General features: G+C 31.8%; 16 protein-coding genes and 1 pseudogene. 9 read left to right on the top strand and 8 right to left on the bottom strand.

What is annotated here, in order from left to right; genetic code table 11:
- Positions 1–354: 354 nt before the first annotated feature.
- From urtD to GM3708_RS11185, 3 genes and pseudogenes are all read left to right on the top strand, one after another.
- Positions 355–1,086 (top strand): annotated as a pseudogene (gene urtD / locus GM3708_RS11195) (urea ABC transporter ATP-binding protein UrtD); the annotation flags it as partial.
- Between the two features lie 425 nt (positions 1,087–1,511).
- The gene (gene urtE, locus GM3708_RS11190; protein ID WP_066346879.1) at positions 1,512–2,207 is read left to right on the top strand and encodes an urea ABC transporter ATP-binding subunit UrtE; all 696 of its coding nucleotides are present in this window, start codon (positions 1,512–1,514) and stop codon (positions 2,205–2,207) included.
- A gap of 214 nt (positions 2,208–2,421) precedes the next feature.
- On the top strand, positions 2,422–3,723 hold the full coding sequence (locus GM3708_RS11185) for a CHAT domain-containing protein (RefSeq protein ID WP_231932916.1): 1,302 nt from the start codon (positions 2,422–2,424) through the stop codon (positions 3,721–3,723).
- Between the two features lie 143 nt (positions 3,724–3,866).
- Here the strand turns inward: GM3708_RS11185 and hemW are convergent, their stop codons facing one another.
- Positions 3,867–5,051, bottom strand: a complete 1,185-nt coding sequence (gene hemW / locus GM3708_RS11180; RefSeq protein WP_066346874.1) for a radical SAM family heme chaperone HemW — start codon at positions 5,049–5,051, stop codon at positions 3,867–3,869.
- A gap of 292 nt (positions 5,052–5,343) precedes the next feature.
- Here hemW and tkt point away from each other — a divergent pair, with 292 nt between their 5' ends.
- The 3 genes from tkt (at position 5,344) to GM3708_RS11160 (ending at position 8,926) form a co-directional block, all read left to right on the top strand.
- Positions 5,344–7,356, top strand: coding sequence for a transketolase (tkt, locus tag GM3708_RS11175; protein ID WP_066346862.1), 2,013 nt, complete (start codon positions 5,344–5,346; stop codon positions 7,354–7,356).
- A gap of 594 nt (positions 7,357–7,950) precedes the next feature.
- On the top strand, positions 7,951–8,205 hold the full coding sequence (locus GM3708_RS11170; protein WP_066346859.1) for a SemiSWEET transporter: 255 nt from the start codon (positions 7,951–7,953) through the stop codon (positions 8,203–8,205).
- 358 nt (positions 8,206–8,563) lie between these two features.
- Positions 8,564–8,926, top strand: coding sequence for a hypothetical protein (locus GM3708_RS11160; protein WP_066346853.1), 363 nt, complete (start codon positions 8,564–8,566; stop codon positions 8,924–8,926).
- A 62-nt stretch (positions 8,927–8,988) separates the two neighbouring features.
- Here GM3708_RS11160 and GM3708_RS11155 read toward each other — a convergent pair whose 3' ends face one another.
- Positions 8,989–10,119, bottom strand: a complete 1,131-nt coding sequence (locus GM3708_RS11155) for a glycosyltransferase family 4 protein (RefSeq protein WP_066346851.1) — start codon at positions 10,117–10,119, stop codon at positions 8,989–8,991.
- A gap of 243 nt (positions 10,120–10,362) precedes the next feature.
- Between GM3708_RS11155 and proB the strand changes: the two genes are divergently transcribed.
- Positions 10,363–11,472: a glutamate 5-kinase gene (proB, locus tag GM3708_RS11150; protein WP_066346850.1), complete on the top strand. Its 1,110-nt coding sequence runs from the start codon at positions 10,363–10,365 to the stop codon at positions 11,470–11,472.
- Between the two features lie 171 nt (positions 11,473–11,643).
- Here the strand turns inward: proB and GM3708_RS11145 are convergent, their stop codons facing one another.
- The 5 genes from GM3708_RS11145 to GM3708_RS11130 all read right to left on the bottom strand — a co-directional run bounded on the left by GM3708_RS11145 (position 11,644) and on the right by GM3708_RS11130 (position 17,192).
- Complete coding sequence (locus tag GM3708_RS11145; RefSeq protein WP_066346842.1) at positions 11,644–15,267, bottom strand: PAS domain-containing protein; 3,624 nt, start codon at positions 15,265–15,267, stop codon at positions 11,644–11,646.
- An 82-nt stretch (positions 15,268–15,349) separates the two neighbouring features.
- Complete coding sequence (locus tag GM3708_RS11140; RefSeq protein ID WP_066346840.1) at positions 15,350–16,288, bottom strand: NAD(P)H-dependent glycerol-3-phosphate dehydrogenase; 939 nt, start codon at positions 16,286–16,288, stop codon at positions 15,350–15,352.
- A gap of 131 nt (positions 16,289–16,419) precedes the next feature.
- Complete coding sequence (locus GM3708_RS11135; RefSeq protein WP_066346838.1) at positions 16,420–16,629, bottom strand: type II toxin-antitoxin system HicB family antitoxin; 210 nt, start codon at positions 16,627–16,629, stop codon at positions 16,420–16,422.
- Positions 16,630–16,753: 124 nt separating this feature from the next.
- Positions 16,754–16,828 carry a type II toxin-antitoxin system HicA family toxin gene (locus tag GM3708_RS19815; RefSeq protein WP_396229670.1) on the bottom strand — a complete coding sequence of 25 codons (75 nt, stop codon included), beginning with the start codon at positions 16,826–16,828 and terminating at the stop codon, positions 16,754–16,756.
- A 13-nt stretch (positions 16,829–16,841) separates the two neighbouring features.
- The gene (locus GM3708_RS11130) at positions 16,842–17,192 is read right to left on the bottom strand and encodes a helix-turn-helix domain-containing protein (protein ID WP_066346837.1); all 351 of its coding nucleotides are present in this window, start codon (positions 17,190–17,192) and stop codon (positions 16,842–16,844) included.
- Between the two features lie 100 nt (positions 17,193–17,292).
- On the opposite strand from GM3708_RS11130, the gene GM3708_RS11125 reads away from it, so the two are divergent.
- Together GM3708_RS11125 and GM3708_RS11120 are read left to right on the top strand one after the other, a co-directional pair.
- Positions 17,293–18,270 carry a hypothetical protein gene (locus GM3708_RS11125; protein WP_066346832.1) on the top strand — a complete coding sequence of 326 codons (978 nt, stop codon included), beginning with the start codon at positions 17,293–17,295 and terminating at the stop codon, positions 18,268–18,270.
- A gap of 171 nt (positions 18,271–18,441) precedes the next feature.
- Positions 18,442–19,557, top strand: a complete 1,116-nt coding sequence (locus tag GM3708_RS11120; RefSeq protein ID WP_066346830.1) for a hypothetical protein — start codon at positions 18,442–18,444, stop codon at positions 19,555–19,557.
- A gap of 379 nt (positions 19,558–19,936) precedes the next feature.
- Here GM3708_RS11120 and GM3708_RS11115 read toward each other — a convergent pair whose 3' ends face one another.
- On the bottom strand, positions 19,937–22,675 hold the full coding sequence (locus tag GM3708_RS11115; RefSeq protein WP_066346826.1) for an MGH1-like glycoside hydrolase domain-containing protein: 2,739 nt from the start codon (positions 22,673–22,675) through the stop codon (positions 19,937–19,939).
- Positions 22,676–22,806 lie beyond the last annotated feature (131 nt).

Here is a 22,806-nt window from a genome sequence, read left to right as displayed (position 1 = left end):
ATGTAAAGTGGCAAGTTAGACGAGTTACTTATAATTGGGAACAGATTAGTATATTCTTAAAGAATAATAAATCTTCATAGTAAGAACAATATTGATATATTGATAGTATCGTTGCTTCTAGAGTTCTAGGCAAATGTTTATAAACTTGTTTTGCTAAATCCATTATTGTTTATGCCTTTCAAGTTTTTTTCAGATTATCTTATCTCAGAAAATGACAAAAAAAAGATAATCTGTTTTAAATCAATAATTATGTAACAATTTTTACCGAAAATTAACCTTAAATCAAATTATGTTAGTTAGACTAAGAAAAATATTAAAATTTTAGAAAATAAAAATAATTTCTAAAGATAACTAATGAATGAAAGTATATTAGAAATTGATGATTTAACGGTAAGTTTTGATGGTTTTAAAGCTCTAAATCATCTTAACTTTAAAATGAATAAAGGTGAATTGAGAGTAATTATTGGTCCTAATGGTGCAGGAAAAACAACATTTTTAGATGTAATTACTGGTAAAGTTCAACCTACGGAAGGAAATGTATTTTTTAAAGGTAAAAATTTAAGAAAAATTAGTGAACATCAAATAGCTAGAATGGGTATTGGAAGAAAATTTCAAACCCCCAGAGTTTATTTGAATTTAACTGTTAAAGAAAATTTAGATTTAGTAGCCAATAAAACCAAAAATGTCTTTTCAACTCTGTTTAATAAGGCTACTGAACAAGATAAACGAACTGTTGCTAGTTTACTCGAAACTATTGGTTTAACATCTAAAGCTGAATTAAAAGCAGCATTATTATCTCATGGTGAAAAACAAAGGTTAGAAATTGGGATGTTAGTAGCACAATCTCCTGATTTGTTATTAGTAGATGAGCCTGTGGCTGGTTTAACGGATGAAGAAACGGAAAATGTAGGTAATCTGTTGTTAGCCTTAGCAGAAAGTCATTCTATCATAGTGATTGAGCACGATATGGAATTTGTTAGACAAATAGCAAAACAAGTTACTGTTTTACATCAAGGGACTGTATTATGTGAAGGGACGATGAACGAAATACAAAACGATCCCCGTGTAATTGAAGTATATTTAGGACAAGAAACATCTTTAGAAAGAGATGAAATTATTATTATACGTATCGCAGCCACAATTGCATGGGCTGATTTTAATTTAACTCCAGAAGAACAAGATATAATTATTACTAATTTAAGTAAAGAATTTGCAACTTCTGTTGAGGATGAATTGCAGTTAAAAGAGGAATTAATTAATTTTTTAGGGGAAAACATACCCTTAAATGATTTAGTTCCATTGTTAGAAACTGAAGAAGAAAAGCTAAAAGTTTTAGATTTAATTAATCAAATTATTAATAATCACGGTATAAATGAGTTAGAAAATCAGGTTTATCAAGATTTATTAGCATTACTCAATTTACCTTCAGAAATTGTTAATGATGAGTAATTATACTCATATATGCAGATATTTTTTCAATATAAACTATCAATTATCAAATATTAACTATTATGTTTAATTTATCTGGTTTAAATGTTTATTATGGTGAAAGTCATATTTTAAGAGATGTTGATTTAAGTATCAATAGTGGTGAAATGGTATGCTTAATAGGTAGAAATGGTGTCGGCAAAACTACTTTATTGAAAACTATTATGGGTTTATTAAAATCTCCTACAGGGGAAATAAATTTTCACGATAAAGTTATTGATAAAGTTACCACAGATCAACGTGCTAAATTAGGTATTGGTTATGTTCCTCAAGGTAGAGATATTATACCTCGTTTAACCGTAAAAGAAAACTTAATTTTAGGTTTAGAAGCGATACCAAGAAAGGTCAAAAAAGAAATTCCTGACGAAATTTTTGAGTTATTTCCTGTGTTAAAAACTATGTTAAACCGTATGGGAGGAGACTTAAGCGGTGGACAACAACAACAATTGGCAATCGCAAGGGCATTAATGGGAAAACCAAAATTATTGCTATTGGATGAACCGACAGAAGGTATTCAACCATCTATTATTTTAGAGATTGAAGCAGCAGTAAAAAAGATTATTAAAGAAACTGGTATTTCTGTTCTTTTAGTTGAACAACATTTACATTTTGTGCGTCAAGCAGATCGATATTATGCGATGCAAAAAGGAGGAATTGTTGCCTCTGGTTTAACCAGTCAATTAAGCCAAAGAGTTATTCAAGAATTTTTAGCTGTGTAAATTCTTATTAAAGGTTTGTATGTAGTGCAAATGTAAAAGGACTAAAAAATAATCCGTGAAAAAAGTAATTTCTAATTTATAATAATAGGATTACTTCCAATGCGATAAAGCTAAAATGAGATTTATAAAACTTTTATCTCGACTAATTAAAAAAAATTTTATCCGTTATAATTTCAGACAATTTGGTGTTTTTTTAGGACTAATAATTTTATCATTGACCATTATTTTAAGCTCATCTTTTGTTAATGCACAATTAATTCCTGCAAATAAACAAGAAGCTATTTTAAATAGCAAAATGTTACAAATGGAGGAAAAATTACAGAAAGAATATGAAACTTTTTTTAAGCGAAATATGATCGATAATAAGCAAAGTTCTTCAGAAATTGCTTCTATCTTAACAGATATAGATAAAAAAACAGGTACTAATTCCGCTGTTATTTGGGTTATGCCTGAAGAAAAATATTTACATTTAGTCTATTTAACAAAAAAAGGTAAAATTACTGTTAGAGATATTAATGATGTTTCATTGACAAAAATAAGCAAAGTTGTTGAAGATTTTTATGGAGAAATTGATCAAATCAACACTCCTATTAATTTAACTCAATCTCAACAATTATATGACTGGATTGTTAAGCCTTTTCAAGAAGAATTTTTAGATGCAGAAAATATCAACAATATTTTATTTTGTATAGGGAATGGAGTGAGATTATTACCTTTATCAGCTTTACATGATGGTAAAAATTTTTTAGTAGAAAAATATAGTATTGCCCGTATTCCAGCTTTTAATCTAATTAATGTTGAATATAAACCGATGATTAACACTAAGATTTTAGCGATGGGTGCATCATATTTTCCTGACGAAGAACCTTTACCTGCGGTAACATTAGAGTTAGAAAATATTGTCCAAAGATCAGAAAAAAAGCCTAGTATTTCTCCTTTAAAATCTAGTCAACTTTTAATTAATGAAGAATTTACTTTAGATAATATGCAAAATCAATTAAAAAATAATTCTTTTCAAATTATACATTTGGCTACTCATGCCAATTTTAATCCGGGCGATGCTAGTAATTCTTATATTCAATTTTGGGATAATAAATTAACTTTAGATAAAATGTCAAATCTTCCTTGGCAAACTCCTCCTGATTTATTAGTTTTAAGTGCTTGTAACACTGCATTAGATGATCACAATGCAAGATTAGGCTTTACAGGAATTGCTTTACAATCAGGGGTAAATTCTGCTTTAGGCACTTTGTGGAATATCAGTGATTTAGGTACTTTTGCACTAATTACTGAATTTTATGAGCAATTACTAAATCAACCAAATAATACTAAAACCGAGGCTTTACGTAAAGCACAAAGTTTATTATTAGAAGAAAAAATCTATTTTGAGAATAATCGTTTAATCACGCCCCATGGAAATATTGATTTACCGGAAAATATTGAAATTAAAGAAAAAATTACTTTATCTCATCCTTTTTACTGGGCAGGATTTATCTTAATTAGTAGTCCTTGGTAAATTATATAATAATCCTATTAGTAAAATTTACAGATTTATTTTTCAATCTTTAATTATTCGCAAATATCTTAGGATTATTACGGTAAAATCTTACATTTTAAATAAAAATACTTAAATTATTAGTACAAAATCCAAATCATACTTTAAATAGTTTCAAATTTATTAAATAGTTCGGTTAATATCATATTAGAATATAAAAATCCTTGAGGATCACTTAAACTTAATTGTTGAGTATTTTGATCAAATATAACTAAATTATCTTTTAAAAAAGATTCAAGACAATATAAGATTTGAGTATCTATTTTTTGACCAAAGTGAATTTTAAGTTGGTCTAAATTGACTCCATTTTTTAGTCGTAAACCCAACATTAAAGTTTCAAGTAATTTATCATTTTCGGAGGTAGTAGAAATATCAATAACCCCTTTATTTTCAATATATTTTTCTACCCAATTAAAGTATTCTTTTCTGGTACGAGGACGAGTAAAACGTTTATTCTCAGTATAACTAGCTGCACCCATACCAAAACCATGATAAAACTCATTACGCCAGTAAACCTGATTATGACGACATTCATACCCTTTTTGTCCATAGTTAGAAATTTCGTAATGAGTATATCCTGCTTGTGTTAATTTTTCTGAAGCTAAACAATACATCTTGGCTGCGGTTTCATCTGGTGGTAAAGGATTATCTCCTTCAGCATACTTTTTACCAAACACAGTAACAGGTTCTAATACTAAATCATAACAAGAAAGATGTTTTGGTTGTAAAGTGATGGCTTTTTCTAAAGATTCTTGCCAATCATCGAGAGATTGATAGGGTAAGCCAGAAATTAAGTCTAAACTCCAATTATCAAAACCAGCTTGATGAATCCAGTCGATAGATTGATTTATATCTGTTAATCTATGTGTTCTTCCACAAATTTCTAACAATTTATCTTGAAAGGCTTGTAACCCCAAACTAATTCGATTGATACCTAGTTTTTGATATTGTTGAAGTTTAGTTAAATCAAAAGTAGCAGGATCGATTTCTAAAGAAATTTCTGCATTTTTATCAATTCCAAAATGTTGGTTTAAAGTACATAATATTTTTTCTAATCCTTCTATAGCAAGTAAAGAAGGAGTACCACCACCAAAAAAAATAGTTTCTAAATTGATTATATTTTCACAAGAAGTAGCGAGAATTTCTTGACATAAAAAACTAACATATTCTTTTTGCCAATGGGAATAATTATCACCACTATTATCTCCTAAAACTGTAATCGGAAAATCACAATAAAAACATCTTCTTTTACAAAAAGGAATGTGAATATAAGCAGATTTTATTAACATGTAATAACACAATAAAAAATAATCATCTCAGAATCTATACTCAAAAAACTAATCTACTTATTTTTCTAGAGCTTTTTGATAGTATGTCCTACCTTGAAAATAAGTACTAAAAAATTAACTTATTCTATGATAGTCCAAGGCTTGATCTAAATGATTTTACAAATCAATTGATGGTCAAGAATTATTCATTGTCAATTGTCCATTGTTAACTATTGCTATCTCTCCTAAACAATGAGAAGATATAGGCTAACTAATCAAATTTATGTATATCTAGTTAAATTTAAAATTAATTATGGTGGTTGCAACCCAATCTATTCAAGAACTCTGCGTTAACGCTATTCGTTTTCTCTCCATCGATGGCGTTGAAAAAGCTAAATCTGGACACCCCGGTTTACCTATGGGCGCAGCTCCTATGTCTTTTGTCTTATGGGATCAATTCATGCGTTTTAATCCCAAAAATCCTCAGTGGATTAACCGTGATCGCTTCGTGCTTTCTGCTGGTCATGGTTCTATGCTTCAATATTCTTTATTACATTTATTCGGATATGATAGTGTTACTATTGATGATATTAAACAATTTCGTCAGTGGAAATCTAAAACACCCGGACACCCTGAAAACTTCGTAACTGCTGGTATTGAAGTTACAACTGGACCTCTTGGACAAGGTATTGCTAACGGTGTGGGTTTAGCTTTAGCAGAAGCTCATTTAGCCGCTAAATATAACAAACCTGATGTTACTTTAATTGATCATTACACCTATGTTATACTCGGTGATGGTTGTAATATGGAAGGGATCTCTGGTGAAGCCGCTTCTTTAGCTGGACATTGGGGTTTAGGTAAACTCATTGCTTTATATGATGATAACCATATCTCTATAGATGGTTCAACTGACATAGCTTTTACCGAAGATGTTTCTAAACGTTTTGAGGCTTATGGTTGGCACGTTCTTCATGTAGAAAATGGTAATACTGATTTAGATGCCATCGCTGCGGCTATTGCTGAAGCTAAATCTGTGACTGATAAACCTACCATGATCAAAGTTACTACTACTATCGGCTATGGTTCTCCTAAAAAACAAAATACCGCAGGAGTACATGGTGCAGCTTTAGGTGGTGACGAAGTAGAGGCTACCCGTAAAAACTTAGGTTGGAATTATGAGCCTTTTGTTGTACCTCAAGAAGTTTATAATTATTTTAATAAAGCCATCGAACGTGGTGCAAGTTTAGAAGCACAATGGAATCAAACCCTCGCTACTTACAAAACTAAGTATCCTACCGAAGCTAAAGAATTTGAAACCATTACTTCCGGTGTACTTCCTGAAAATTGGTCGGATTGTTTACCATCTTATACTTCTGAAGATAAACCTTTAGCTAGTCGTAAACACTCTGAAAATTGCTTAAATGCTATTTCTACAGTTTTACCTCAATTAATCGGTGGTTCTGCGGATTTAACCCACTCTAACCTCACTCAGTTAAAGGTTTCTGGAGATTTCCAAAAAGGAGCTTACGAAAATCGTAACGTCCATTTTGGGGTACGTGAACATGCTATGGGTGCAATTTGTAACGCAATTTCTTTACATAATACTGGTTTAATTCCTTACGGTGCAACCTTCTTAGTCTTCACTGACTACATGAGAAATTCTATCCGTTTATCTGCGTTATCTGAAGCACAAGTTATCTGGGTTATGACTCACGATTCCATCGCATTGGGAGAAGACGGCCCTACACACCAACCTGTCGAGCACGTTGCTTCTTTACGTTTAATCCCTGATTTACTCGTTTTCCGTCCAGCTGATGGTAATGAAACTTCTGGAGCTTATAAAGTAGCTATCGAAAGTAAGAAAAAATCTTCTTTAATGGCATTAACTCGTCAAAACTTACCTAACTTAGCTGGTTCGTCCATTGACGCAGTAGCCAAGGGTGGTTATGTCGCAGCTTGTGGATTTGCTCCTAACGAATTAGACTTAATCTTAATCGGTACTGGTAGCGAAGTCGGACTTTGTATTGATGCCGCAGAAAAATTAAAAGCAGAAGGCTTAAAAGTTCGTGTAGTATCCATGCCTTGTGTAGAATTATTTGACGCACAAAGTGATGAATATAAAGAATCAGTATTACCTAAAGCCATTAAAAAACGTGTTTCTGTTGAAGCTGGTGTAACCTTTGGTTGGGAACGTTTTGTCGGGGATGAAGGTGCAAGTATTGGTATTAATACTTATGGTGCATCTGCTCCTGGTGACGTGGTTATGGAAAAATTTGGTTTTACTGTTGATAATGTCGTAGCCACTGCCAAGAGAATTTTAGGCTAGTGTTTGCCTAAATATATCTCGAACTTGCTTAATTATTGTAGGTTAAGTTAAGTTATCAAAACCCAACAAAAGCTCATTAGCGTTGGAAGTATAATCAATAAAAATTTTGTTAACCTCCTATCTTTTTAGGAGGTTTTTTAAATTTATTCTAGTTTAATTTGAAAAACTAAAACGCTAAAAACTATGAAAAAAATAGCTAAAATAATTGATAAAATAAAACAAAAATTGAGTTTTGTATATAAATCAAGAATTAGTCAGCTTAAGCCTAATCTAATTTGGGTTTCAAGCTATAAGAAATACAAAATTTTTGATTCAGATCTCGGATATTTTAGTTGTTTTAAATACAGTTGTAAATCCAGTTATTGAGATTAAGAGAAATAGCGACTATGGTGAAATTAACCTTATTGACTTCGAAGAAGCTAAACTACAAATAAAAAGAGCTGATGAATTTTTAAATTTTACTAAGACTCAACTAAATCATTGATTTTAATATTAAATAAGATTTGTTGACGAAGATAAATGATAGTAGAAAATAATAATTCTATTGGGTTTAAAAATTATATTATCACGACTTAAATTTTCTAAACTTTTATTATGGAATTGGTAACAATAATTGGTTTAATGGCAGGTTTTTTAACCACTATTTCTTTTTTACCTCAAGTAATTAAAACTTGGAAATCGCAGTCAGCTAAAGATTTATCATTATCAATGTTTTTAAGTTTTTGTATAGGTGTTTTTTTATGGTTAATTTATGGAATTTTACAGACAGATATACCTATTATTATTAGTAATTTAATTACGTTAATCTTAGCTGGAACAATCTTATTTTTTAAATTAACTTATAAGTGAATAAAATATATTATTAGTAATGTTCAGGTTAAAAATTAATGTCCTTAAAATTTATTATTCTTTTTAACTTAATGATCGTCTTTTTAAATTGTTATTTATTATGGAAACTCGTCCAATTTAATAATTATTTATCTCGACTGAATCATGTATTGTTAAAAATTAATCAAAATTCCACTTTAATTTTAAAAGAAATACCTTTAACTATTTTACTGACTGGTTTAGAAATTCAAAAATTTAGAACTAATTATATAAACTTAAAAATAAGAATAAAGAATATTAAAAAAATTATAATTATTACCCAATTTATCTATAAAATTATACGTCTGAAAACAATTTAGTACTTAACTTAAAAAAAATAATGCAACCAAAATTTAAAAACATCATCGAATATGAAAAAGCTCAATTATTATTGCAACCAATTTATATCAGATTAATAGATAATATTCGACAAGAATCAGAATTATTAGAATGGAATATTAGTTATGAAGAAGTCAGTGAGCCTTTTCCTGGTTATATTGTTTCTTTACAAAAAGATAATTATTCAAAGAAATATAATATTTGGGAATTATGTTTTCAAATATGTTTTTATAACTATAAAATAGGGCAAATTACACCAGTAGAAACAGATAAAATTTTTATTGATGATAATGGGGAATTGAATTGGCAAGAAATAGAAATAAAAACAAAAATGTTAGTCAAAAGTCTATTAATTATTGATTAGGTGTGATCAAAAAGTAGAAGTAATTTATTAATTATTCTTACAAGAGATAGGAGAAATACTTTTTAAAAATAAACTTTTTGACTGCATAATTCCTTGTAAAGTTGTTCTAATTTAGTAACATTATCTCTTAAAGTATATTTTTCTAAAACTCGATTTCTAGCTTTTTTACCTAGTAAACCAGCCATTTCTGGATGATGTGCCAAAAGAGGTAATATCGTTTTTAATTGAGTAGTAACCTCCTGAGTGCTAAGAACAATTCCTGCATGGGCTAAAACTTCACCATCTGCACCAGCATCTGTCGCAACACAGCCTAAACCACAAGCCATTGCTTCTAATAGAGATAAAGATAAGCCTTCTACTAAAGAAGGCAATACAAATACATCACAACTTCTTAAAATATCAATTCTTTTTTCATCATCGACGATCGCACCTAACCAAATAACACCATCTTCTTGATTATATAATGGCTTAAGAGTAGGAGTTAAATGACCATCACCAATGATAAATAATTTGGCATTTGTACCCATTTCTGCGTATTTCCATGCTTTTAATAAAGATTCAACGTTTTTTTCTACGGCGATTCTTCCTTGATAAACATATAATTGATGTTGGGGATATTTCTTTTTGAAATAAGATTGATTAGGAGAATATTTTTCTGTATCAACACCATTGGGAATAATAGCTAATTTTGACGCAGGTACACCTAATTTGATCAATAAATCTTTTTGAAGTTCAGAAAAGACTATGGTTTGATTATATTTTGCTAAAGAAGGTGCATAAAGTTGATAAGTTAAATACTGAGTACTAGATTTAATATTACGCCACATACTATCAAAAGGGGGATGAAAAGTCGCAACAAGGGGAATTTTTAGCTGTTGACAAATTTCTGGAAGGCGAAAATCAAGGGGAGATAAAGTTAAAGAAGCATGAACTATATCAGGCTGTAACTTTTGTAATGATCGCAATAAAATTTTAGTAGATTTAGGAGCGGGGATCGTATAAATTTGAGATTTGTAGAGAAAAGGAAGATTAACTTCAGCGACATAGTTTTCAGGGCTAGATTCGTCACTTTCTTCGCTAAAATGAAGAAAACTAACTTTATAACCTCTATCTAACAGAGCGTTGGTAATTTCTCTGCTATATGTCACGTTTCCGCAAAAAGGGGATTTTTTTCCTAGCCAAGCGATGTGCATTCAATTCCGTTTTTAATAAAATATGAACTTAAACTAAATTTTATGTAAGTTTGTTAACAATTATCACCCTTCTTGGTTAATTTGAGTAAATTTCTTGCACAAGTTACAGGAGAAATTGACAATTGACCATTGACAATGAACAATTAATTTTATGGAAGAAGCATTTTGTCTGTAATTCCTCATTCCTAAATACAAAGGTGAATACCACTCGCCCCAAAAATTTCTAATTCTTCATCCTCCGAAATGACACAAACCATCGTTATCAAAATCGGTACATCTAGTTTAACACGACCTCAAACGGGAAATTTAGCTCTTTCTACCATTGCGTCTTTAGTAGAAACCTTAACTAATCTACGTCAAAAAGGTTATCAAGTAATCTTAGTCTCCTCTGGTGCAGTAGGAGTTGGTTGTGCTAGATTGAATTTGACACAACGACCTAAAAATATTAATTTAAAACAGGCAATAGCCGCCGTGGGGCAAGGAAGATTGATTAGAGTCTATGATGATTTGTTTAACAATTTAGGGCAACCTATAGCTCAAATTTTGCTCACTCGACGAGATTTAATGGAGAGAAGTTGTTATGTTAATGCTAGTAATACTTTTAATGCGTTATTAGAATTAGGTGTAATTCCTATCGTTAATGAAAATGATACCGTTGCCACAGAAGAATTAAAATTTGGTGATAACGACACATTATCAGCCTTAGTTGCGAGTTTGGTAGAAGCAGATTGGTTATTTTTGTTAACAGATGTCGATAAACTTTATTCGGCTGATCCTCGTGTCGTACCTTCGGCAACACCAATAGATTTAGTAGATAGTGAAGAATTTGCCAATTTACAAGTGGATGTAACGAATAGTGGCAGTGGTTGGGGTACAGGTGGTATGATAACTAAATTACGAGCGGCTAAAATTGCCTCTAGTGCTGGGGTGACAACAGTGATAACTAACGGTAAAAATCCCGAAAATATTTCTAAAATTTTGTCAGGAGAAGCCATTGGCACAAAATTTGAAGCACAACCAAAAACAGAAAATGCCCGTAAAAGATGGATTGCTAATGGTTTAGTTGCAATGGGAAAAATATATTTAGATGATGGTGCAGTTAAGGCTTTATCTACTCAGGGAAAATCTTTATTAGCCGCAGGAATCACAAAAATTGAGGGGGAATTTAGTAATTCTGAAGCGGTAGATTTAGTTGATTTTCAAGGGCAAGAAATCGGTAAAGGTATCGTTAATTATAGCTATGATGAATTGCTAAAAATTAAAGGACAGAAGTCTTCAGATATTATAAATATCTTAGGTTATTATGGTGCAGAAACCGTTATTCATCGAGATAATTTAGTTATTTTTGATTAACTAAGATTTTTAGACGTGTTAGTTATCAGCTATCAGCTAAAACTCATTTGACTTATGTTTTTTCGATGTAAAATCTTTGAGAAATAAAGGTTTAATACTGATTTAATAATTTTTAAATCGATTCTCTCCTAGTCTCCTATTCTCATCTTTGCCAACAAATTTATATCCAACTCAGGTGATGATGGTTACTTTATGTAAAGCCTCTTTTAATTCGTTAATAATAATAGGTTTACAAATATAATTATTCATTCCAGCAAATAAACAGATTTGACGATCATTTTCTAAAATATTAGCAGTTAATGCAATAATGTGAGGTTGTCGTGTTGAGGATTGACGAATCATTTTTGTAGCGGTGACACCATCCATTTCAGGCATTTGCATATCCATTAAAATTACGTCATAAAATTTTTTTTCTAACATCTGTAAAACTTCTAAACCATTGTTAGCAACATCAGCTGTATATCCTAATTTTTTAAGAGCTAATAATGCTACTTTTTGATTAATCTGGTTATCTTCAGCCAAAAGAATTGTCAAGTTTGATTTTGATTTTGTGGTAATAATTTCGATAACAGGTTTTTCGGGTATTTTTTTTAATCCTTTTTGACTGATAAAAACTTTTTTAATCGGGAGGGTAAAATAAAAAGTTGAACTTCGAGTTATTGATTCTAAAATCCAATTTTGAGGAGGATTACCACCTATATTTCCATTACTTTCTACCCATATTTTTCCCCCCATTAATTCAATTAAGTTTTTACTAATAGCTAATCCTAAACCGGTACCCCCGTATTTACGATTAATAGAAGCATCTGCTTGAGTAAAAGGTTTAAATAATTTATTAATGCGATCGCCACTAATGCCAATACCATCATCTTTAATACTAATGATCAACTCTGAAGTATCATGATTATATTGATTATGTTGCACGGAAATGATAATATTGCCTTGTTGAGTAAATTTAAGGGCATTACCGATAATATTAAGTAAAACTTGCTGTAAACGGGAACTATCTCCTAAAATTTCATGAGGAACATCATTATTGATACTATACGTAAGATTAATTCCCTTATCAAGAGCTTGTTTATAAAAAAGATGACCAACAGATTTGAGAATATCCTCTAAGATTAAAGGATTTTCTTCTATTTCCATCATCCCCGATTCAATTTTAGAAAAATCAAGAATATCATTAATAATAGTTAAAAGAGTATCCGCACTATATTTAATGGTTTTGACAAAATCTCCTTGTTCATGAGTTAATTGAGTCATAGAGAGAAGTTGTGCCATACCAACAACTCCATTCATGGGTGTACGAATTTCATGACTCATATTTGCTAAAAATTGGCTTTTTGCTTTTGTGGCGGCTTCCGCTTCTTCTTTAGCTTGAGCGAGTTCTATTTCTATTTGCTTACGTTCAGTAATATTCATGATGTAACCATGCCAAATAATGCTACCATCAATTTCTTTTTGTGGTGTAGAATTTCCTAAAACCCAGATAATTTGCCCATCTTGACGACAAACTCGATACTCACAATACCAAGGAGTTAAATTACTTGCTGATTCAAGAATTGTGTGTAAAATATTATCTTTATCCTCAGGATGAAGTACATCAAAAACTTTATCAGCACTTTCTTTAACTTCTTCTGGGGTGACTCCATAAATATCTTCAATTCCTTTACTAGCATAAGGAAAAGATGTTTTACCATCAGGCGATAAACGATATTGATAAATTACTCCCGGAATGTGTTTTGCTAGTTTCTCTAAACGATATTTCGATTCAATGGTGTCAGTTATATCTAACATAACTCCTGACCATGCTACATTACCATCTTTTCTTAATTCTGGGCGATCATTCGCTTGTAACCATTTTAGTTTTCCACTAGGAGTAATCATACGCCATTCATGATGAAAAGGTGACAATGTTTGAATACTTTCTAATACTGCCCGTTCAAAATTTGATATATCATCAGGATAAAATTGATTGAAAAAACTATCAGGATTGGTTAATACTTCTTCAGGGCTAACTTCTAAAATTTCTTCCACTGCCGAACTAATGTACTCAAAATATTGTGAACCATCAGGACGTTGCACTACAATATAAATAATTTCTGGTGATGAAATGGCAATTTTTTGAAATCTAGCTTCACTTTCTGTTAAGGCGATTTGGATTTCTTTGAGTTTAGTAATATCTCTTCCTGAAGATTGAAGTTCTATTAGTTGACCTTTTTCATTAAAAATACCTTGATTAATCCATTGTGTCCAACCTATCTCTCCATTACTCCTTTTATCTCTATTTTCTGAAAAAAAACTGTTATTTTCTGGGGTAAGTAACGATATTTTTTGAAGTATAGTTTCTAAATCTTCAGAATTAGCAAACTTAATCCATTTTTGTCCAATTATTTGTTCTAATGTACAACCTAAAGCATCACATAAAGAATCATTAGCAAAAGTAATAGTTGTATCGGGTTGCGATCGCAAAATAAAATCTGTTTGTTGTTGTACGAGTTGATAGTAACGGTTTTCACTTTGACTCATGGCTTGTTGAATTTGATTCGCCATATCAAAGAAAGAAATAGATAATATTTGCAGTTCTTTAATGTTAGTATTTTCTGGTACAAACTCATGTAATTTACCTTCTCTAAAAGATTCATGGGCTTTTAAAAGTCGTAAAATAGGTTTAGTAATGTGTTGTGCTGTCAAAACACCTATGATCATAGTACCTAATAAAGTTAAAAAAGAGAGTAAAATAGTTTGCTTAATACTCCTTTGAATTTCTGCGGTAAAATCTGACTTCGGTATAGCAATAATAATTAACCAATCGATGCCATAATTATCTTGGTAGGGGACAACTTGAACAAAAGTATTGTTATTACTTATAAAAATATTGTCATCTTGATTATTAATGTTTTGCCAATTATCAAAATGGTGATTAATAGTTTGAATTGCCGACTGAATTAAAGAGTCTTCAATATCTTTTATTTGAATCTGTTTAGCGATACCATTAGATAATTGATAGGGTGTTATATTATTAGAATTAGCTACTAATAAACCTGATCTTTCCACTATCAAAACTTGTCCTGATTTTCCTATCTTTAATTTTTTTAAAAAGTCACTAATTTTCGAGAGACTTAAATCTATGCCCACAACTCCCAACAGTTTATTAGATGAATCATAAACAGGAGCACTAGCGGAGATAGCTATTTCTTCAGGTACATCTGCCCAATTATAAATTGGACTCCAAATCGATTTATCTGTTTCTTTTGCTTTTAAATACCATGGTGCTTTGTTAGGATTTTGTCCTTTATAGACAACTGGAGGATAAATACGATTTCCTAAATTATCAGGTTTATAACTATAAAGAATGTTATTTTTGGGAAGTTTTAACTCTGCTATTTCTAAATTTTTTTTTACATAACCTGTGCCAATAAATTCTCCTTTTTCATTACCATAATTAATATAGGTAAAATCGTAACTTTGTAATTGTTGCCAAAAATATTTACCTAATTTTTCAAAGTCATTAGGATTAATTATTCCCGATTGAATTACTTTTTTATTAACCTGATTAACTTGTTGGGCAACTTCTAAATAAGTATCGAGATGATGAGTTATATTATGACCTACTTCCGACATCAATTGATCGCTGAGGTTTTCTATCGCTTTTTGTCCGTTACGATAAGATAAATAACCAACTATTCCCACTGCCCCTACAGTTTGCAATACAAATGGAACAATCAAAATCCATTTTAAAGGAATTTGCCGTAATTGTTGTTTTGTCTCAATAGTTCTTAATGGCGATCGCATCTTTTAATACCTTTCTTAATTAGGTAATAGGTAATAAGCTATATTCTTAGGAATAATTCATGAATTACTCTTAGATGCTAATTCAGTTAAATTCAATATACCAAAATTCTTCTTTTAATTCCCTTGCCATTAAATTTTTAACAGCCTCTTGGGCGCTAATTTTACCTTTAAGTAATAAATAAACCTGATAAGCAATAGGTATAGAAATTTGTTTTTTATGGGCTAACTTTATTAAAACATTTGTGGTGTTAATTCCTTCGGCTGTGCCTTCTAAATTTTCTAAAATAGCGGACAAAATTTTACCTTCTCCTAATCCAAATCCTACCTGATAATTGCGAGACAATGGACTATCACAGGTTGCCAATAAATCACCCAATCCTGATAAACCAAAAAATGTTTCTTTTGATGCACCTAAATGTATTCCTACTCTAATCATTTCAGGTAATGCCCTTGTTAATAATGCCGCCTTGGCATTTGTGCCTAATTTTAACCCATCACATACTCCTGATGCGATCGCCATTACATTTTTTAATGTACCACCTAATTCTGTACCAATAGGATCATTATTAACATATACTCGAAAAATATCGGAAGAAAAAATAGTTTGCACTAACTCCGCCGCCGAAATATCATTACTAGCAACCACCGTCGCCGCAGGTAAACCTTTTTGAATCTCTTTTGATAGATTAGGTCCTGATAAAACTATGATAGAGTTATGAGGAAAAGCCTCTTGCCAAATTTGCGAAGGAGTTTTCGTTGTTTCTAAATCTAAGCCTTTGGTTGCCGTAACGATAACAGTATTTTGCTTTAGGTTAAACTGTTGCAGTTGACTGATAACATTTCTAACCCCCTTCATCGACACCGCCGAGATGAGAATATCAGCTTCTGCTGTCACCGATTCTAATGATTGTAACGAGCTACGATTCCAGATCTTGTAACTATGTTGTGATCGTTCTAGTAAATATCCTAATGTATTACCCCATGCACCTGAACCAAGAATAGTCATTTGAGGAGAAGTCATGAATAATTAATAATGAATAATTTTTAATTGCTAAGATTTTTTGAGATTTTAAGGATAAAAGTTAGAATTTTAATAATTTCCTGACCTCAATATCTAAAATGTAGCAAATATAGCTATGTTACTTGTGATTATTAACTAGCTTCGATATAATCAGTCAAAGATAATGGCAAAGGTATCGGTAAATCTTCTTCTCGCAATCCTTCCAGGTGAAAAGCGATAGCCTGTGTCATTTCATTTTTAACTTCCTCAATGGTATAACCAGTGGCTACACATCCGGGCAAATCAGAACAATAAGCCGAATAATTAGATGGTGCTTTTTCAATTACGATCGCATAACGCATAAAATCAACTCCTAGTATTTTATTTGTGCTTGTTTCAAAATGCTATTAGCTGTGCCAAGTGCTAAATCATCAGAAACTTACCCAGTATTGTAACCAATCCCCTTTTAAAATCGTGTTTATATTGTTAATGACTACCTTTTGTTCTAATTAAATAACAACCATCTTTTTCGATGATTTTGATAATTTCTTTTACTTTCATAAAGGATATTTACCTAATAATTATCAATCGTTTTCGCCTGTTGAAATATTTTAGCGGCAAATTCAGGATTCTCTCTCATACGCCGAAATAATAAAGGCATATCTTGATAATGTTGCTTAATTAAATCCTCATCTTGTGAAGGAATACGCCCCGCTAAAAATATTAACTCCTCTTCATCTAAATTGAGATAATCCGCTAATTTCCTAATTAACTCTTCTTTTGGTGCATAATCAGGGCGACTATTTTCTAACTTAGAAAGGTATGTAAAATCAATACCCAATTTTTTCGCTAACTGCCTCTGAGTATAACCTTTTTGTTTTCTTGCGTCCTTAATTAATATCCCAAAATCTATTATTTCTATCATTTTTTTCTCCTTGAACAAAAAATCAACATTTAGTTGACGAAAAAATCAACATTAGTTATTATAATATTATCATGTTGAATAAAAAGTCAAGTTTAAGATTATGAGTCAAACAGAAGTTAAAGATAGTAAAGATCAAATTATGTTAGCTTTTGGGCAATTATTCGCTGAATATCAACTAAAACAGTCGAAAGTTGAAACTAAAGAAGAAACAGTTGAAAAGGAAAAAAATAAGGCTTTATTAGCGAAAGTTGCTGATTATACTGTTAATAACATTGTTAATAGTATGGCTAATTTGCAGTTAGATTTTAGTAATTTAACTAAAGAAATAGCTAACCGATTAGAGACAGAATCTGGTATTTTAACAGAACTAAAAAAAGCTATTACCGTTGAAACAGAAAAGTTAGCAGAATTACAAAAAATTCGCTTAGTTGCTGATGCTTTATATATATTAAGACAAGAACATCAAGAAAGATTAACTTCTCTTGAAACTCAAATTGAAACAGCACAAAATAATATAACTTTACAGAAAGAAAAATTACGGAAAAATTGGGAAAAAGAAGATACAGAATTTACGATAAAAATAGCTGAAGAATTAGAGCTTTTAACCCAACAAAGACAACAATTAGAGGCTGATTTTAATTATCAATTAGAAGTAGAAAGAAAAATTCAAAATGATGAATATGAAGAAGCGAAAAGAATTCAGGAAAGAGAATTGAGATTAGCTGATTTAGACAAAAATAAACTTTGGCAAGAAAGAGAAAATATTTTAACCAGTCAAGAAAAAGAATTTAACAGTAATAAGAAAAAAATTGAAGGTTTTGAAGAGCAAATTAAAACAGAAGTAAATAAAGCTCGTGCTGAAGCTATAAAAGAAGCTGACAGAGAAGCCCAAGTTAAAGTTAATTTACTAGAAAAAGAATGGGAATCAACAAAACAAGGTTATGAATTTAAACTTCAATCTTTAGAAGCAAAAATTCAGCAACAAACTGAACAAATAGAAGCCATTATTGCACAACTTCAAAATGCAACTAATCAGGCTCAAAATTTAGCTTTAAGAGCTTTTCAACCCAATAATTAATTTTTCTAAATCTTCTTAAAAAAAAGATAACTTTTATTCTACATTATCTTATTTGTAAAATAATAAATAGGGCATAAAGTGTTTATAAAATAAGAAAAATAGAACATATTCACAGAATAAAAGACTCAATTCCTCACAACGAAATTTATTAACAATAAAAAGGTTAAAAATATGGCAATTAACTCTAAAAGTACCAAGGCAGAAATTTTAGCGGCTTATCAAGAATTAGAACAAGAGAAAACTAATTTAAAAAAACAAGTAGAATTAGCTCAAAAACAAACTCAAGTGCAACAAAAAGCCTTAGACAATGCTCAAAAAATAGTTAATAATCCTCCCGTAAAATCTGTGCCTAAACCTCCTGAAAATACTTCTTTAAATTCCATGAATAAAATTAATAATATTGAACAAGTAATTGCTAATTTAGAACAGCTACAAATTGGTTTTGGTAGTGCTGTTAGTCAACTTTCTGAACAATTAATTACTGAAGCATCAAGTTTAGAAAAGTTAGAAAATAACATTCAATCAGAATTAAATCAACTACAAGAATTGCACAATTTAGAAACCATTGAAGATGATACTTTAAACACCTTATTAGCTACCTATGATGAAAGTACAAAAACTTTATTTAACGAATATAATCAAAGACAAGAAATTTTAGGACAAGAATTAGAAACAGCAAAAAAAGAATGGCTTAAAGAACAAGAAAATAAACAACGAGAAATCAAAATTCGTAATGATAATTATACTAAAAATAAACAACGAGAAAATGAAGAGTATCACTATAATTTGACATTAACAAGAGAGTTAGATCAAGACAATTATCAACAAGAATTAAATCAACTTTATAAAGCCTTAGATGAAGCTCGTCAGCAACAAGAAAAAATTTGGCAAAATCGAGAAAAAGATATTAGTGATCGAGAAAAAGAGTATGAGATCGTCAAGCAAAAAGTAGAAGAATTTGAAGCAAAATTAGAAACAGAAATTAAAAAAGCGAAAGAAGAAGGTAAAGGAATTGGACATTATCAAGCCAAAATAAAAACAGATTTAAGACAAAAAGAAATTGAAGGAGAAACCCAAAATTATCAACTCAGAATACAAGCCTTAGAATCGACTATTTTGAGTAATGAAAATCGCTTAAATAATTTGACACAACAACTAGATTCTGCCTTAAAACAAGTTCAAGATTTAGCTGTAAAAGCTATTGAAGGAGCATCTAATCGTAACTCATTTGAAGCTATGAAAGAAGTTGCGCTTGAACAGGCTAAAAATCAAGCGAAAAGCAAATAATTAGGGTTTGCTGAAAAAGTATTTTGATGAGGGTAGGCAATGGGCAATGGTTTTAATTCTTATAATTAAAGTATGTAACTGTATAATACTTGCCTATTTTGCCAGTAAACAATTGGTTTAAACTCCTTCCTAAAACTGTGCATTTTTTTGTTGATGTAGTGTGTTTTAATCGCTTATTTTTATAACTTCCTGATTAATTTAGCAGCCCCTAATTAAGGTACCGAAAAAGTTGCAAAAACCACACTATCTTAACATTATATATATGAGTTAAAGATAAAAGACATTTCCTACCATTAAGAAAAAAGCGGTTGAAATGCTTATTTTACAGTACCAAAATGAGATTTTATGAAGAAGTCTATTTTTAGATTCTCTCTGCCTATTATTTGCCGATAGTTTTCTTAACGGCAGCCATCTCTGCATCTTTACCCGTCAGGATTTCTTCTGTCAAGTCTCCCATCACTTGAAGAATACGAGCAATACAACCTGTCCAACCTGTCTGATGACTAGCCCCAATACCAGCACCGTTATCGCCATGAAAGTATTCATAGAACAAAATATAATCTTTCCAGTGAGGATCAGTTTGAAACTTTTCTGAAGCATTATATACTGGGCGATGACCGTTACTATCAGGTAAAAAGATACGAGTTAGGCGATCGCCAAGCTCTTGAGCTACTTCAAAGAGAGTCATGTATTTACCTGAACCTGTAGGACATTCAACTTTAAAGTCATCGCCGTAGAAAGCATAAAGACGCATAAGAGCGGCAAAGAGTAACAAATTAACGGGCATCCACACAGGACCACGCCAATTAGAATTACCGCCAAACATCCCTGAATTAGAGTCTCCGGGGAGATAATCCACTTTAAATTCTTGACCGTTGTGGTGAAAAATAAAGGGATGTTCTTGGTGATAGCGAGAAAGGGAGCGAATACCGTAAGGGCTGAAAAACTCATTTTCATCTAGCATCCGAGATAAAACACGGCGTAATTTATCCTCGTTAAATACGGAGAGCATACGACGACCTGAGACACCTTGTTTACTGGGGATGTGCATATTGATTAAAAGTTCAGGATGACGGCGGTAAAATGCTTGTGCCCGTTGAACAAAATTAGGTAAATGTTTGAGGTCGTCATCTTCAAAAATTGCCACTGCGGCTAAAGGTAATAGCCCCACCATTGATCGAACTTTTAAACGCATAGCTGTACCATCAGGCAACCGTAGGACATCGTAAAAAAATCCGTCCTCTTCATCCCACATTTCATCTTGGTGTTCTCCCAAGCGATCCATTGCCCCACCAATCCACATGGTATGCTCGAAAAACTTACTCACAAATTCTTCATACAGGGGATCATGTAATGCTAGTTCCACGGCAATTCTGAGCATCTGTTGACTGAAAAACACCATCCAAGCTGTACCGTCTGCTTGTTCTAAAAATCCTCCTGTGGGTAAGGGTGAACTGCGATCGAATACCCCAATATTATCTAATCCTAAAAAACCTCCCTCAAACACATTATTACCAGCACGATCCTTACGATTAATCCACCAAGTAAAGTTAATCAACAATTTAGAAAAGGCATACTTGAGGAAATTAATATCTCCTTTGCCATCATTCCGTGCTTTATCGATCAAATAAATTTGAATGGTAGCAAAAGCATGAACAGGAGGATTGACATCCCCAAAGTTCCACTCATAGGCAGGAATTTGACCGTTGGGGTGCAGGTAATCGTTACGCAACATCAGATCTAATTGTTCTTTGGCAAAATCGGAATCAACAATAGAGAGGGGCAACATATGAAAAGCTAAATCCCAAGCGGCAAACCAAGGATATTCCCATTTATCGGGCATAGAGATAATGTCATCACAATAGGCATGAAACCATTCTCCGTTGCGAGTGCGTTGACGTTGTCCGGGCTCTGACCAAGGGGTAACATTATGTTCCTCCAGCCATTTATCCACGTCATAGTAGAAATATTGCTTTGTCCAGAGCATTCCTGCTAGTGCCTGACGCATAATATTAACTCGCTGTTGATCAGGCTTCACTCTTGCTGGGATAATGACATCATAAAAAGCATCGGCTTCCTGTTTACGGGTAAGAAAAACTTGCTCAAAATTATCAAAGGGATTTGTTAACTGATTAGGTGCTTGACGACTCAGACGCAGACAAACAATTTGGGTTTCCCCTCCGTTGACTGTTAGTTGGTAGTGAGGAGAGGCTTTTGTTCCCATTTGACTAGGATTAACCACATCTTTTTGTCCATTGACAATGTAATTATTGATGCCGTCTTTAACATAAGGACTAGCATTTTCATCGCCAAAGAGTCGAGCATTGTTGGTTTCATTCTCGGTAAATAAAAGGGGAACATTTTTATCACAGTATAAATAATAATCTCCTAGAAATTGCTGAAATAAAGAATCAGTATGATAAGCATGAATGATACTGTGTTCATTACTCTCGATTTTTTCTAAAACAGGTTTTTCGCCACTATCTGCCCAAGACCAAGTATTGCGAAACCAAAGGGTTGGTAATAAGTGTAGGGTAGCGGTTTCGTCTCCACGATTACAAACACTAATCTTAATCAATATATCCTCAGTATCAGCTTTAGCGTATTCAACAAAAACATCAAAATAGCGATCGCCTTCAAAAATACCTGTATCTATTAGTTCGTATTCTAATTCGTCTTTACTACGGTGGCGATTAGTAACAATTAAATCTTCGTAGGGATAAGTTTGTTGGGGATACTTATAAAGATATTTCATGTAGGAATGGGTGGGAGTACTATCTAAATAAAAGTAATACTCCTTCACATCCTCACCATGATTCCCCTCGCTGTTGTTAAGTCCAAATAACCGCTCTTTAACAATGGGATCTTTACCATTCCATAAAGCAAGGGCAAAACAAAGGACTTGGTGATCATCGGAAATACCCCCTAAACCATCTTCTCCCCAGCGATAAGCTCTCGAACGTGCCTGATCATGGGTAAAATAATTCCAAGCATCGCCATTTTGACTATAGTCTTCTCTTACTGTACCCCATTGGCGTTCACTGAGATAAGGACCCCATTTTTTCCAAGGAGTTTTAGAGTCACGGGCTTGTTGTAGTCTGATTTGTTCAGGAGTCATAGTTTTTGTTTCCTTTTATCATTTTTTAAGCCTCCCTCCCTCCAAATGGGGGAGGAAATTTATTAAGTATCTAGGCAAAATTAATGATATTAGGCAATAGGTTTAAACCCATTGTTTTCATAGATTTGAAA

The organism is Geminocystis sp. NIES-3708 (assembly GCF_001548095.1).
Classification (GTDB): domain Bacteria; phylum Cyanobacteriota; class Cyanobacteriia; order Cyanobacteriales; family Cyanobacteriaceae; genus Geminocystis.
This window is presented reverse-complemented; position numbering and strand designations above follow the sequence as displayed.